This is a genomic window from Vibrio sp. Vb2960, from assembly GCF_033337665.1.
In the GTDB taxonomy this organism is placed as follows: domain Bacteria; phylum Pseudomonadota; class Gammaproteobacteria; order Enterobacterales; family Vibrionaceae; genus Vibrio; species Vibrio alginolyticus.
On sequence record NZ_JAWORD010000003.1, the window covers coordinates 57,571 to 70,886 of the forward strand.

A 13,316-nucleotide genomic window follows, 5' to 3' on the forward strand; every position below is an offset into this window, starting at 1 on the left:
GTCACTTAAAAGAAGCTCTGGTCAATAAATACAATGTCACCAGGTTCAACGTTGCGGTGCATACTGACCCCTTCCATCGTTTGACCTGTTTTATGCTTGGTGAGGTTAATGCCTTTGCGTGAGGCTCTGTCGGTCAAGCCACCTGCTAGAGCGATGGCCTTCTCTATGGTTAACCCTGGACGGTACTCAAATCCACCAGGTTTCCTGACTTCGCCATTAACGTAAAACAGACGAAAGTTATTGATGGTGACCATCACTTTTGGATTGATGAGATAATCGCCTTTTAAGCCCGTTTCTATTTCGTACTTGAGTTGTTTTGGTGTTTTTTTGATTGCTTTGATTCGGCCAAGGTAGGGGTAATCAAAATAGCCATCTGACGTTATTAGAATATTTTTAATCGTAAGATCTTCTTCACCATAGACCTGCACGGAAATGGTATCGCCAGTATCGAGTAAGTAATCTTCCTCGTTTGAGTCAGCGTTGACCAAAGTGCTAAATAGCAACAACGCTACACTCATGAATTTGATGAATGCCTTCATTAATAATCCTTTTTACAGAGAAAACTGTGCGCTTAAAGTCCAAATGTTTTGTTCGAAGCTATAACCCGATCGGCTAGAGTTTTTATCTTGGTATTGCCAATCGGCTTGCAGCTGTATCCAACGTTTGATCTGATAATCGATACCAAAAGATAGAGTGTACCGATCGTCGTTTCTGGAGATTCCCGTGTAATCATCTTGTTGATAAACAGCACCTAAGCGAGTTGCAAGGTAACTATTCCAATCGTGCTTGAGGTTCAGTCGGTAACGAGTTTGTAGGTTGTAATCGCCATCTTGATCGGGGTTAACCGCCGCTTGAGTGGTTTTCACGCTGACTAGAGTTTGTTCTTGAGGCAACCATTCAAAGCCGATATCCCAACTAAAGCCTTTAAATGTCTCTCGTTGAGCGCTGTCAAAATCTTTGATTTGATAACCGAGTCGAGCGATGCCTTTGGTTTTTCCTGTGACTTCCCATTCGGCACCGGTGTAATAGAAACTGGTGTTGTTATCTTTCGATGGCTGCGCAGAATTTCGGTGCTGATACTCGGTTACGATTTGGTTTGTTCCGACTAACCAATAGGTTCTTGGCGTCGCTCTTAAATAGAACTCCAAATGTGCATTGGGAGCTCGAAAATCGTTGTATTTAGTTTTAGCGTTTGGGCGACCAGGCAAGCCGTCACGATAGTTTTGATAGGTTTTATCACTATAGCCTAAACCGAATTCGAGTCTGCCTTTGGCACCGTTAGATCCAAAGACATAATTGGTTTTTACATCGTTACGGTTGAACTCTATTGGTGAGTCGATTGCGCTACCATTACCTTCGGTAATATCTTCTCCTCGAACTTCATGCTGGGCGCGAAAACGGTAATCAACCACTAAACGATGACGATGATTAAATTCGAAAAAGTTGGAAAACTGAAAAGTGTGGTCGTCGAAGTCGTTGCGATCGTCAGATGAAAAGCCAGCTTTTAACTTATATAAAATATCTGCGCGATAGCGATTCCGTTCTATACGTGCTAGTAAGCTTGGTTCTATACCCCAAATATTGACCGATTCTACATTGCCGGATTTTTCCGCTTTATTGATGTTGTCATCTCCCTCGTAGAAAGTTTTTACGAGGGGAATCAACTCTATACCAGACTCGGTTTGGTAAGCCATCGGTTCTGCGAGCAAGTCAGTAGAAAACAGACTTAATGCTATTGCCATTGTCAGTTTCTTCATAATCTTAACCTTAGTAAGCGTTAGCACCAGTGAAGCCTTTGAAAACGGTCATAAAGATGATTTTGATGTCCATCCAAACCGACCAATGGTGGATGTAATCCAAATCAAACTCGACTCTCTTTTCCATTTTTTCTAAGGTGTCGGTTTCGCCGCGATAACCATTAATCTGTGCCCAGCCAGTAATGCCTGGTTTTACTTTGTGACGTAGCATGTAGCGATCCACGATCTGACGGTATTCTTCATTGTGTGCCACGGCATGAGGGCGTGGGCCGACAATAGACATGGTCCCTTGCAGTACATTGATAAATTGAGGTAGTTCGTCCAAAGAGGTGCGACGTAGAAATCCGCCAAAAGGCGTAATACGAGGATCGTTCTTTGTCGCCTGTTTCACGTTGGAACCTTGATCCATGGTTGTCATTGAACGGAACTTCCAGACTTCAATCTTGCGTCCATCAAGACCGTAACGATGTTGTTTAAAGATGACAGGGCCTTTAGAAGTTGCCTTAATGCCAATCGCAATGACGAATAGAATAGGGGCGATTAAGACCAAAATAATGCTCGAAAACAAGATGTCTTCAAACCGTTTTACCCAAGAAGAAATTCCAGCAAAAGGTGTATCAAAGACACTTAGTGTTTGAACTTGGCCGATCTGCGCCCAACGAGAATGTAAAAGGTTATAAGTGAAGAAGTCGGGAATCAGATACGTATTTGCGGTGGTATCTGAGAATTGGTTAAGAAGTGACGCAATGCGCTCTTTTGCGTGCATTGGCATCGCGATATAGACGTAATCTACTTCCCCTTTTTTAGCTCGCTCAAGGGCGTGGTCAACAGCTCCTTTAATAGGATAATCAGAATTTGGCAATCTGTCGGAAGATCGTTCGTCGTAAAAGCCATCAAAAAGCACGCCGTGTTCTGTGTGGTTTTGAATTTCGTTAGCTAGGGTAATGCCGTGAGGAGTTTGGCCGATGATGATCGCAGTGCGAGTGTTGAATCCTTTTTTTCTCAAATAGGCTAATCCGGTACGGAATGTTACTCGCCATGCTAAAAGCAGAGCGGGCGTAATCGCAAACCACAGCGCTAAAATTGTGTTATCAAATAAGGTATGGACTTCAGAAAAATACAGCACAATAAAGATAAGTGCAGAAGTCACCGCCCAAGCAACACAGACAATAAACATCTGCTCTTTAAACGAACTGGTTCGCCAAGAGCGATACAGATTGCCGCTTTCTGCCATAAATAGAAAGGAGATGCCTCCAACGAAAGCCAATATGACGTAATCTTTCCCCATCGCAGTATTCATGTCTTTGAACACTAAAAGCAGCATAAAAGAGACGATGACAGCAAGATCTGAGATGCGATATAAAAAAGCGAACTCCATCTCATGAGAGCGGATAAGTCCTTTTTGTTTCATGACTCAGTTTCCCTTCTGACACGCTACCGCCCTTGGGTGTCTTCCCCAATTGCCGTGTCGTGAACGTTATTAGTAGTTAGTGCACAGAGCATTCTGTGGAATGCTGCTGAGTTTTTTGTCACGTGTAATTTCGTTGATAAGTGTAAAAATTTGCTTTGTTGAGGTAAGTGGAAATAAGAATGATATTTAGCCCTTTGGCTAAGTTTGGCGGGTTAGGAAAAAGCTGGTACTTACTTATGAGGAATGAGGAAAAGTATTAAAAATGAAGTATCAGTACAAAGACAATGGTTTATGTGAGGGTAGAAGAAACGGGTGATTTGATTCGTTAACGATTAATGATTTAGTATCGAATTGCTGATATTTATTAAGATAAAAAAATCCCTCTCACTTGAGAGGGATTTTTTTGAGTAAGGACGAATGAACTATTCGACTTCTACGCCGTTTTCTTTGTATAGGCGGCGGCATGCGCGACCATCACTGTGGAACAGGTGACAACGATGAGCTGGAATACCGATCTCGATTTTATCGCCAGTGTCGACTGCAAGCGTGTCCGGCTGACGGAAAATAACGTCGGCGTCCGCGCCTTCTAGATTTAGGTATACTTGAGTTTCGTTACCTAGCTTCTCAACAATCATCACTTCACCGTGAATACTTGCATCAGCTTCAGAAGCGGATAATAGGTGCTCAGGGCGAATGCCTAAAGACATTCGGTCGCCGCGGTTAACTGTTGTACCATCCACCGGAATCCAGAAAGATACGCCGTTAGATAGTTGAACTTTGACGCGCTCTGCTTCTACTTCATCAATGAATACGCTCATGAAGTTCATTTTCGGAGAACCGATAAAGCCAGCTACAAAGCGGTTTTGTGGGTAATGGTAAAGCTCAAGCGGCTTACCAACTTGCGATACATAACCGCCGTCTAGTACAACGATTTTATCTGCCATTGTCATCGCTTCTACCTGATCGTGCGTTACGTAGATCATGGTACAACCAAGTTGGCGTTGTAGCTTAGTAATTTGTGCACGCATGTTTACACGCAGTGCCGCATCCAAGTTTGATAGTGGCTCGTCTAGAAGGAATACATTTGGCTGCGATACCAATGTTCGGCCAATCGCCACACGTTGACGCTGTCCACCAGAAAGTGCTTTTGGTTGGCGCTCAAGCAAGTGGCCTAGTTGTAGGATTTCTGCTGCTTGTTCAACACGCTTGTCGATTTCTGCTTTGTCTGCTTTTGCTAGTTTCAAGCCAAATGACATGTTGTCATATAAGTTAAGGTGCGGGTAAAGAGCGTAAGACTGGAATACCATACCAACACCACGTTTGGATGGTTCGACGTCATTCATGCGCTGGTCACCAATATACAAATCACCTGAAGTAATGTCTTCAAGACCGGCAATACAACGTAAAAGGGTAGATTTACCACAACCTGATGGACCTACAAAAACAACAAATTCACCTTCGTTGATTGTTAGGTCTACGTTCTTAGAAATCAGTACGTCGCCATACGCTTTACAAACATTTTTTAACGTGACACTCGCCATGTAGCTCGTCCTCGATCAATTTTTTATTATTCACCGCTCATCATTATATGAATTATCTAGCGAGCAGTAACAGTAGGAATCGGTAAGTTCTTGCGGTTGGTAAGAAAAGTAGGGTAGCACTTCAATAAAATGTCCTGAATAGAAGTGCTACCCATCATAGCCAAGTACGAGTTTCTCTCCCCCACATTATTCGTATTGTCTCCCCCGTGAAATAATTACCACAAACAACACTAATAATGACATTCCACTCGTCTGGCAATGCAAAACCAGCAAATCTTTTTCCTAATACGTAGGCACTGCTGGGAAAGGGTTCTTACCATCCACTCTTGGATGACTGCAGTTTCTAAGATTGTGCGTAGTGCGACATCCTCCTAATAGAAATAATTGTAGGGGGAGTAGAAAGGGAGGAGTAAAAAAGGAGGAGGAAGAAAGCAGTTGGTCGGAAATCACATTATTGCACCACCTAAAGTTGAAACCGATCACAGGAACTATCCATTTTGTGATTTGAGTCTCTTACCCTTGGCGATTTAGATCACGAAAATACGTCATAATTGTAAGGGCGTAGGGATTAGGAGGATGAGACATATTGGATTATTTCAGATGATATATGTCGAAATACGGCTGAACCTCAATGGACTAGCCCTACATCAAAAATATAAAAAGGATACGAACATGAAAAAGTTAAGCGCTGTAGCACTAGGTACTCTTGTTGCTTTGGGTTCTTTTGGTGCTAATGCTGCCATCGAAGAAGGACAACTTACTATCTGGATCAACGGTGATAAAGGCTACAACGGCCTTGCTGAAGTTGGTAAGAAATTTGAAGAAGACACAGGCATTAAAGTGACTGTGGCTCACCCAGATGGCCTTCAAGACAAATTCCCTCAAACTGCAGCGACTGGCGACGGTCCTGATATCGTATTCTGGGCTCACGACCGTTTCGGTGGTTACGCAGAAGCTGGCCTGCTAGCAGAAATTAAACCTTCTAAGAATATTCAAGAAGGTATCGTTGATTTCGCTTGGGATGCAGTACGTTACGACGGCAAATTGATCGGCTATCCAGTTGCGGTTGAGTCTCTATCTCTAATCTACAACAAAGACCTAGTTCCAAACCCACCAAAGTCTTGGGAAGAGGTTGCAGCATTAGATGCAAAACTTAAAAAAGACGGCAAGTCTGCAATCATGTGGAACCTAAAAGAACCGTACTTCACTTGGCCACTAATGGCTGCTGATGGCGGCTACGCGTTTAAATACACTTCTGAAGGTTACGATGTTAAAGACGCAGGTATCGCGAAAGAAGGCGTTAAAGACGCAATGAGCTTCGTAAAAGGCTTAGTTGACAAAGGCGTAATCTCTGCGGATATGGATTACTCAGTGTCTGAGTCTGCGTTCAACCAAGGCAAAACAGCGATGACGATCAACGGTCCATGGTCTTGGGGCAACATTGAGAAGTCTGGCGTTAACTACGGCGTGACTACGCTACCTAAGTTCCAAGGTCAATCTTCTAAGCCATTCGTTGGTGTTCTAACGGCTGGTATCAGCACTGCGTCTCCAAACAAAGATCTAGCAGTTGAGTTCATTGAGAACTACCTACTAACAAACGATGGCCTACGTATGGTTAACAACGATAAGCCTCTAGGTGCGGTAGCACTTAACTCGTTCCAACGTGAGCTAGATTCAGATACTCGTATCGCAGCAACAATGGACAATGCGATGAACGGCGAAATCATGCCAAATATCCCTCAAATGAACGCATTCTGGGGTGCGGCTAAGAACGCAATCATCAACGTAGTTGACGGTCGTCAAACTGTCGATGCAGCTCTTGCAGATGCAGAAAAACAAATGACTAAATAATTAAGTAAGACCTTTTTAAGGAGGAGGCAACTCCTCCTTACTTTTCTATATTTATTCTATATTCGCTAGCAGGTTCCCTATGCAGTCAGTTCAAGGTACAAATGCTATGACAGCACCAGAAGCCAGCCTTCCGAGCAGCAAAAAAGTGTTCATGAAATGGTCACTTTTAGGCACAGTCGGCATCATCAATGGCTACGCAACAATCCTTATGTATTCTCGCGGTGAGATTGCGTTTGCACTACTTACGCTCATTCTTACCGCTTTAGCGTTGTTCATCTTTGGTAGTAAAAAGACGTACGCACACCGTTACATCTACCCTGGTATAGCAGGGATGATCCTTTTCATTCTTTTTCCTTTGGCGTACACCATAGGTTTGGCGTTTACCAACTATAGCGCGAAAAACCAACTCTCTTTTGATCGCGCTCAGAACGTACTTTTGGACCGAACTTACCAAAGTGGTGATAGCTACCCGTTCACTTTGTATAAAACGGAGCAAGGCCATCAACTTGTGGTTGAAAAAGATGGTGAGCTACTTGCAAGCCCGACTTTTCAGCTTGATAACCTTTCAGCATCGGAGTTTGATCTTTCACCAATTGAAGAAGTAACGGGTGAAAAAGAATCAATCAAGGCGATTGTTAAGAACCGCAGTGCGTTGAGCAGTGTCGATTTACATTTGCCAAGTGGTGATGATATCCGCATGAGTGGGCTGCGCAAATTTGCTGCAGTTGTACCTTTGTACACATTACAAGAAGATGGTGAAACGCTTTACAACAACCGGACTGAAGAAACGCTACGTCCAAATATGGAAGTAGGTTACTACCAGCCTGTCGATGAAAACGGTCAATTTGTTGGTAGCACAGTGTCACCAGGTTTCGTGGTGAACATTGGTACCCACAACTTTGAGCGTGTTTGGAAAGATGATGGTATCAAAGAGCCGTTTATCAGTATCTTTATCTGGACCATTGTTTTCTCTGCGCTAACCGTATTATTTACGCTTGTTATTGGTCTTGTCCTTGCCAGTGTGGTTCAGTGGGAAGCACTTAAAGGTCGCTCAGTTTACCGTTTGTTGCTAATCCTGCCTTATGCAGTTCCGGCGTTTATTTCTATCTTGATCTTTAAAGGTTTGTTTAACCAAAGCTTTGGTGAGATCAACATGTTGTTGGAAGGCTTATTCGGCATTAGCCCGGCTTGGTTCTCTGATCCGTTCATGGCGAAAACCATGATCTTAATTGTTAACACTTGGCTTGGTTTCCCTTACATGATGATTTTGTGTATGGGCTTACTAAAAGCGATTCCAGACGATTTATATGAAGCATCAGCAATTGATGGTGCGAACTTTGTCACGAACTTCACACGTATCACACTACCAATGATGTTGAAGCCGTTAACACCATTGTTGATCGCGAGTTTTGCATTTAACTTCAACAACTTCGTACTTATCCAGTTGTTGACTGGCGGTGGTCCAAACATGATTGGTACATCAGAGCCTGCGGGTTACACCGACCTACTAGTAAGTTACACCTACCGAATTGCATTCGAAGGTGCTGGCGGTCAAGACTTCGGTCTAGCAAGTGCGGTAGCAACGCTTATCTTCCTATTGGTTGGCGCATTGGCACTTATCAACCTACGCGTAACTAAAGTAGCTCAGGACTAAGGAGAAATTACAATGGCAATGGTACAAGGTAAGTCATTAAAGTATCGTGTTTGGGCTACTCATATTGCAATGTGGGCATTCTTGGCACTGATTATTTTCCCTTTACTGATGATCATCGCGATTTCATTCCGTGAAGGTAACTTTGCAACGGGTAGCCTGATCCCAGACAACCCAACACTTGATCACTGGAAATTGGCATTAGGTTTCTCGGTGACTAATCCAGACGGTACAGTTACACCGCCACCATTCCCAGTAATGACATGGCTGTGGAACTCTGTAAAAGTGGGTGGTATTTCTGCAATCCTAATCGTGGCGCTATCAACCACATCGGCTTACGCGTTTGCTCGTATGAAGTTCAAAGGTAAGAACACCATTCTTAAAGCGATGATGATCTTCCAGATGTTCCCTGCAGTGTTGGCATTGGTTGCTCTGTACGCGTTGTTCGACAAACTGGGTCAGTACATTCCTTTCCTTGGTCTGAACACGCATGGCGGTCTGATCTTCGCTTACTTAGGTGGTATCGCACTGCACGTTTGGACCATTAAAGGCTACTTCGAAAGTATTGACTCGTCTCTAGAAGAAGCGGCGGCTCTTGATGGTGCTACACCATGGCAAGCATTCCGTTTGGTATTGCTGCCACTGTCTGTGCCAATCTTAGCGGTAGTCTTCATCTTGTCGTTCATCATGGTAATTGGTGAAGTTCCTGTAGCATCACTACTGCTTTCTGATGTAGACTCATACACACTTGCAGTGGGTATGCAGCAATACCTATATCCACAAAACTACTTGTGGGGTGACTTTGCCGCAGCTGCTGTACTTTCAGCAGTGCCAATCACTGCCGTATTCTTACTTGCGCAGCGCTGGTTGGTTGGTGGTCTAACCGCTGGTGGTGTGAAAGGATAATCTCTTGTGGTCTGAGATTGATAAGAATAACTAGAAAAGGGCGACCACATGGTCGCCCTTATACTTAGCACGGATATTACAATTTTGGTTTGGCCGCCGATCAGTAATATCTTGGCTTTTATTGGCGTTACGCATAGCTGGCTGTTAGCTTAGTTCCTTACGATTCAATCACTAACAGTTTTTGTAACCATAACCTGAGTTTAGACTCAGGTTTTTTTATGCCTGTTAAAGGCAATTGTGCAATAAGTTGATAGAGATTAGCGGCTTTGCAATGGATTACACAGGGCTTGAATAATGCCCTGCGTAGCACTTCACATAAATAACTAGAGCTTAGTAAAAAGCTAAATTGAGGTAGGGAAGGAAGAGATTAAAACTCTCGGCTGGAAGGTGCGCATCCAACGTATTGAAGCAGCGTGTACAAACTTTCTTGCTGCAGTGCGACGCGACGAAATAAATTAGCAAAGGTAACGTCACCGCCAAAGCAAGTTTGAATGTAATGATTAATTTCTGTTTCGTTATACCCCTCGACGTACATGGTTCTCACCCACTGGTACTCGACCGCTTTTAAATTGGTCAACGTCTCTTCACTTAAGGTCGTTTCTTTTAGTCTCAAGATCCAAACTCTATCCAACTCTAAAATAATGGATGGATTTAAGCAAAGCTAGGTGAAGGATTTATGACAGAGAAGGGCGAGCGTGAAACAAATGGCGAAACCATGATGTTGCTCCACACTCTGGGTCTAGGTAACGTTGAGGTACTTAATAGCGCTCTTAACGGATGCCAGTTACTTGAGATATTTAACGTGTGCTTCCATTTCTTCCCCAATCTCTTTACGCATGTTCATAAGACGGATAGCGGATTGCTCTAAGGCTTTGTCTTCACCTGACTCTGGAATCCATTTCGGTACATCGGTTGGTTTTCCGTTTTCATCTACAGCAACCATGATAACGATACAGTGAGTGGTGAGTCTGTTTTTCATTTGCTTTGGATCACTAGCTTGCACGTCAATCGCAATGTGCATTGAGCTTCGTCCGGTATAAATGACTTTCGCGCTAACTTCGACTAAGTTGCCGACATGAATCGGCGCAACAAACCGAATGCCGCCAGCATATGCGGTAATGCAATATTTACCACTCCACGCTGCAGAGCAGGCGTATGCTGCCAAGTCGATCCATTTCATTACGGCGCCGCCGTGCACTTTTCCGCCAAAATTTACGTCGCTGGGTTCTGCTAAAAAGCGAAGGGTAATGTCTCTTTGACCACTGCTCATCTGTCTTTCCTTGATGGGTTATTGTTTTCCCAATTTAGCAGCAAGATGAATTTTCGGGAATAGCGAATGAAACAAAATATTAACTTTTATTCGAACGCTGGAAGTGACAAGCCACAGCGTAGTTCTGTGGCTTGGGGTGTAGATGTTAATTGGTGGTAGAGGCAATCTCAGAATTGGACAATGGTTTTCTCTGTCTTACTTTTATTTGCGACAAGATAACGCCAGAGATGACTAACAACCCACCAATAATGTGGTAAGTGTAAATTTTCTCACCAATTAGTGTTGAAGCAAGTATGACGGAAACCACAGGCATTAGGTTCATGAACATAGCACTTGAATCAGCACCAATTGAATCAATCGCTTTGACCCACATCAGCGGCGCGAAAATGGAAGCAGCAATACCAGCATAAGCGATTAATGGTAGCGCGTCTTGGCTTGGTAACAGTTGCTCACTAGAGAGCCAAAGTGGTGTGAGCATCAAAACAGAAAAGAAGCCCTGCATGTAAACCAGAGTCAAACTACTGAATGGCATTTTCCAGCGTTTTAGCAGAACACAATAAGCCGCGTATACCATGGCAGCAACGAGCATTAAGCTGTCACCTTGCGTTAAGTCTTGATGTAAAAAGTAAGTGATATCACCGTGACCAAGCATAAATGCCAAGCCGCCGAGCGAAATGACACCACCGACGATACTTAACATTGATATAGATTTACCGAGCAATGGGACACTTAAAAACACGCTGATCAAAGGAACTAAAGAGGTGATCAGGGCCATATTAGAGGCCGTTGTTGTTAAACCGGCATAGTATCCAAGTGACTGGTTGAGAACCATACCAAGTAACGCAAGAAACGCCAACTTAGCTAAGTAAGGTCGAATAATGTGTCGTTGTTTGATGATTGCAGGCAGGCAAAATGGCGTTAGGAGTACCATTGCGACAAACCAACGGTAGAAACTCATCGCACTTGGTTCAATGGCGCTCGCAGCCATCTTGTTCACAATTGAGTTACCACCCCAAATCATAACGGTGAAAAACGGAAGTAAATAAATCATGAGAACCCTATAGCACAATTATTGATGGCGCTAGTCTGGCAGGTCTTTATAATAAAAAGTATCTCTTAAAAGACATCGTAAGCGATAGGAAGACAATTTTGAAAAAGAGCGCCAGAAATCTTCATCCCTCCTTATCAATCGATCGTGCGCCATCAGATGTATTTATGAATTTCGAAGCGTTTCTCTCTAATACAGAAACACGAATTCATAGCCACCCTTGGGGGCAAGTGCAACTGATCAGCGGTGGGATTCTGGAGATGGATGCAGAAGACACAAGATTTCTAGCACCTCCACATCTTGCTATTTGGGTTCCCGCCGGAATTCGTCACACTAGCTACAACCGTAAGCCAATCGAATATTGTTCTTTGAATATTGCCCCTGAATTGACGGCGCATTTTCCAACTAAAACGAGCTTGATCAAAGTGACTCCAATCGTGTCATCTATTATTGAGGACTTTCGTCAGCGAGACATTAATGTGGCGCAAACTGATGAAGACAAGCGCTTGGTACAAGTGTTATTGGACCAGCTTGCAAAGCAAGAAGTCGAACATCACTTTTTACCGACTACCGACAATAAGTATCTTGAACCGATTTTAAAAGCAGTAGAAGAATCGCCGACGGATGAGATCAGTTTGGCGGAGTGGGCGGCAAAAGTGCATACCACAGAACGCACGTTAGCGAGACATTGCCAGAGTGAGTTAGGAATGAGCTTTACTGAGTGGCGCTTACGTGTGCGATATTTACATTCTATGGAGTTGCTGCGTAAAGGGCAGACCGTAAAAGAAGTCGCTCTGACGTTAGGTTATAACCAAGCTAGCCCTTTTATCGCGATGTTCAAGAAATACTCCGGCATGACACCGGAGCAATACAAGAATCGATTGTTATAGCTGAGCGATTATGTAATTCAAACCACCAACTACGGCTGCAACCTGTGCATCGTTACATTCTTCGTCGGTCACTGTTGGGCTGTCTGGGTACACTTCCGTTGTCGTGCCGTAAACGCAATTTGTTACGCCGCCACACAGGCCCAGTTTTACCATTGGGTAGTTGATAACGCCAAACTGTACGACGGGTGAACCAATGATTTCGCCGTTTTCATCTGCTGGTGCAATGTGAGTCACTTTTGCAACTGACTCAATGACCGCTTTTTGGAAGTCAGGCTGAGGGTTTTCACTATCTCCCACCGTGTAAAAGCCATCTGGGATCATACCTTCAATGTACTCAATACCATCACGAGCAGCTAAGGCTGGACGGAACTCAGTTTCGTCAGAATCTGTCGTTTCATGTAGATCAATGTGCATTAACACATCGCCTAAAGTTGCAACTAGCTTTATGAGGTTAGCGGACTCTTCGGCAGGGCTATCCTTATAGAAAGAGCGGTTTGGATCAATCGCGTTTGGATTCCAGCGGTTGATCACCTCGTAACCCCAAGGGCTTACGCAGGGTGCAACGACAATATTGAAATGCTCTGCATAGCGCTCTGCTTCTGTTTCTACAAACTTTAATGCGCCATGTACACCGCTGGTTTCGTAACCGTGCACGCCGCCTGTGACCAACACAACAGGTTTAGTTGAATCCCAATTGTGTGTTTTGATACAAAACAGAGGGAAGCGTGCCTCGTTGTATGAGAGCGCACCATATTGTTCAACATCAAAACGCTCGCGTAGGGCATCGATTTTACTGACGACTTCATCTTGGTAGCTACGTTTTACTTCTTGCGTTGCTAACCAAGCTTTACGTTCTTCTTCGTTCCAAGGTTGGCCAGGAGTACCGATCGGGTAAATGTATCCACTTTTCATCTATACTTTTTCTTTTGACTGCTGAAAGGTATCACAAGACTAGACCTGTCTTATCTTTACGGCAATATAAAACACCATT

12 protein-coding genes are annotated in these 13,316 nt (G+C 43.8%); 4 read left to right on the forward strand and 8 right to left on the reverse strand.

All coding sequences use genetic code 11. The features are described 5' to 3' along the window. Positions 1-5: 5 nt before the first annotated feature. The 4 genes from R7O03_RS03575 to malK form a co-directional block, all read right to left on the reverse strand. Positions 6-539: a polysaccharide biosynthesis/export family protein gene (locus R7O03_RS03575; RefSeq protein ID WP_005375265.1), complete on the reverse strand. Its 534-nt coding sequence runs from the start codon at positions 537-539 to the stop codon at positions 6-8. 12 nt (positions 540-551) lie between these two features. Further along, positions 552-1,757 carry an outer membrane beta-barrel protein gene (locus R7O03_RS03580; RefSeq protein WP_017821252.1) on the reverse strand — a complete coding sequence of 402 codons (1,206 nt, stop codon included), beginning with the start codon at positions 1,755-1,757 and terminating at the stop codon, positions 552-554. A gap of 10 nt (positions 1,758-1,767) precedes the next feature. Beyond that, positions 1,768-3,168, reverse strand: a complete 1,401-nt coding sequence (locus R7O03_RS03585; protein WP_033906767.1) for an undecaprenyl-phosphate glucose phosphotransferase — start codon at positions 3,166-3,168, stop codon at positions 1,768-1,770. A 422-nt stretch (positions 3,169-3,590) separates the two neighbouring features. Next, entirely contained in the window at positions 3,591-4,709 is a 1,119-nt protein-coding gene (malK, locus tag R7O03_RS03590) for a maltose/maltodextrin ABC transporter ATP-binding protein MalK (RefSeq protein ID WP_005375271.1), read from the reverse strand. Between the two features lie 672 nt (positions 4,710-5,381). Here malK and malE point away from each other — a divergent pair. The 3 genes from malE (at position 5,382) to malG (ending at position 9,117) form a co-directional block, all read left to right on the forward strand. Next, complete coding sequence (malE, locus tag R7O03_RS03595) at positions 5,382-6,560, forward strand: maltose/maltodextrin ABC transporter substrate-binding protein MalE (RefSeq protein WP_005375272.1); 1,179 nt, start codon at positions 5,382-5,384, stop codon at positions 6,558-6,560. 79 nt (positions 6,561-6,639) lie between these two features. Next, the gene (gene malF, locus R7O03_RS03600) at positions 6,640-8,214 is read left to right on the forward strand and encodes a maltose ABC transporter permease MalF (protein ID WP_005375273.1); all 1,575 of its coding nucleotides are present in this window, start codon (positions 6,640-6,642) and stop codon (positions 8,212-8,214) included. Positions 8,215-8,226: 12 nt separating this feature from the next. Further along, positions 8,227-9,117 carry a maltose ABC transporter permease MalG gene (gene malG / locus R7O03_RS03605; RefSeq protein WP_005375275.1) on the forward strand — a complete coding sequence of 297 codons (891 nt, stop codon included), beginning with the start codon at positions 8,227-8,229 and terminating at the stop codon, positions 9,115-9,117. Positions 9,118-9,484: 367 nt separating this feature from the next. Here the strand turns inward: malG and R7O03_RS03610 are convergent, their stop codons facing one another. From R7O03_RS03610 to R7O03_RS03620, 3 genes are all read right to left on the reverse strand, one after another. Then, complete coding sequence (locus R7O03_RS03610) at positions 9,485-9,730, reverse strand: hypothetical protein (RefSeq protein WP_005375277.1); 246 nt, start codon at positions 9,728-9,730, stop codon at positions 9,485-9,487. 171 nt (positions 9,731-9,901) lie between these two features. Beyond that, the gene (locus R7O03_RS03615) at positions 9,902-10,387 is read right to left on the reverse strand and encodes an acyl-CoA thioesterase (protein WP_054728738.1); all 486 of its coding nucleotides are present in this window, start codon (positions 10,385-10,387) and stop codon (positions 9,902-9,904) included. A gap of 145 nt (positions 10,388-10,532) precedes the next feature. Then, positions 10,533-11,438 (reverse strand): DMT family transporter, encoded by a 906-nt coding sequence (locus R7O03_RS03620; protein ID WP_104980110.1) that lies wholly within the window; start codon positions 11,436-11,438, stop codon positions 10,533-10,535. 98 nt (positions 11,439-11,536) lie between these two features. Between R7O03_RS03620 and R7O03_RS03625 the strand changes: the two genes are divergently transcribed. Continuing rightward, positions 11,537-12,325, forward strand: coding sequence for an AraC family transcriptional regulator (locus tag R7O03_RS03625; RefSeq protein ID WP_005385013.1), 789 nt, complete (start codon positions 11,537-11,539; stop codon positions 12,323-12,325). Here R7O03_RS03625 and R7O03_RS03630 read toward each other — a convergent pair. Continuing rightward, positions 12,320-13,237, reverse strand: coding sequence for a M14 family metallocarboxypeptidase (locus R7O03_RS03630; protein ID WP_213897554.1), 918 nt, complete (start codon positions 13,235-13,237; stop codon positions 12,320-12,322). The genes R7O03_RS03625 and R7O03_RS03630 overlap by 6 nt on opposite strands. Positions 13,238-13,316: the final 79 nt, after the last annotated feature.

Excerpts from the sequence above, each read along its gene's own strand:
- R7O03_RS03575 (WP_005375265.1), bottom strand. The coding sequence starts at position 539 with ATGAAGGCATTCATCAAATTCATGAGTGTAGCGTTGTTGCTATTTAGC.
- R7O03_RS03580 (WP_017821252.1), bottom strand. The coding sequence starts at position 1,757 with ATGAAGAAACTGACAATGGCAATAGCATTAAGTCTGTTTTCTACTGAC.
- R7O03_RS03585 (WP_033906767.1), bottom strand. The coding sequence starts at position 3,168 with ATGAAACAAAAAGGACTTATCCGCTCTCATGAGATGGAGTTCGCTTTT.
- malK (WP_005375271.1), bottom strand. The coding sequence starts at position 4,709 with ATGGCGAGTGTCACGTTAAAAAATGTTTGTAAAGCGTATGGCGACGTA.
- malE (WP_005375272.1), top strand. The coding sequence starts at position 5,382 with ATGAAAAAGTTAAGCGCTGTAGCACTAGGTACTCTTGTTGCTTTGGGT.
- malF (WP_005375273.1), top strand. The coding sequence starts at position 6,640 with ATGCAGTCAGTTCAAGGTACAAATGCTATGACAGCACCAGAAGCCAGC.
- malG (WP_005375275.1), top strand. The coding sequence starts at position 8,227 with ATGGCAATGGTACAAGGTAAGTCATTAAAGTATCGTGTTTGGGCTACT.
- R7O03_RS03615 (WP_054728738.1), bottom strand. The coding sequence starts at position 10,387 with ATGAGCAGTGGTCAAAGAGACATTACCCTTCGCTTTTTAGCAGAACCC.
- R7O03_RS03620 (WP_104980110.1), bottom strand. The coding sequence starts at position 11,438 with ATGATTTATTTACTTCCGTTTTTCACCGTTATGATTTGGGGTGGTAAC.
- R7O03_RS03630 (WP_213897554.1), bottom strand. The coding sequence starts at position 13,237 with ATGAAAAGTGGATACATTTACCCGATCGGTACTCCTGGCCAACCTTGG.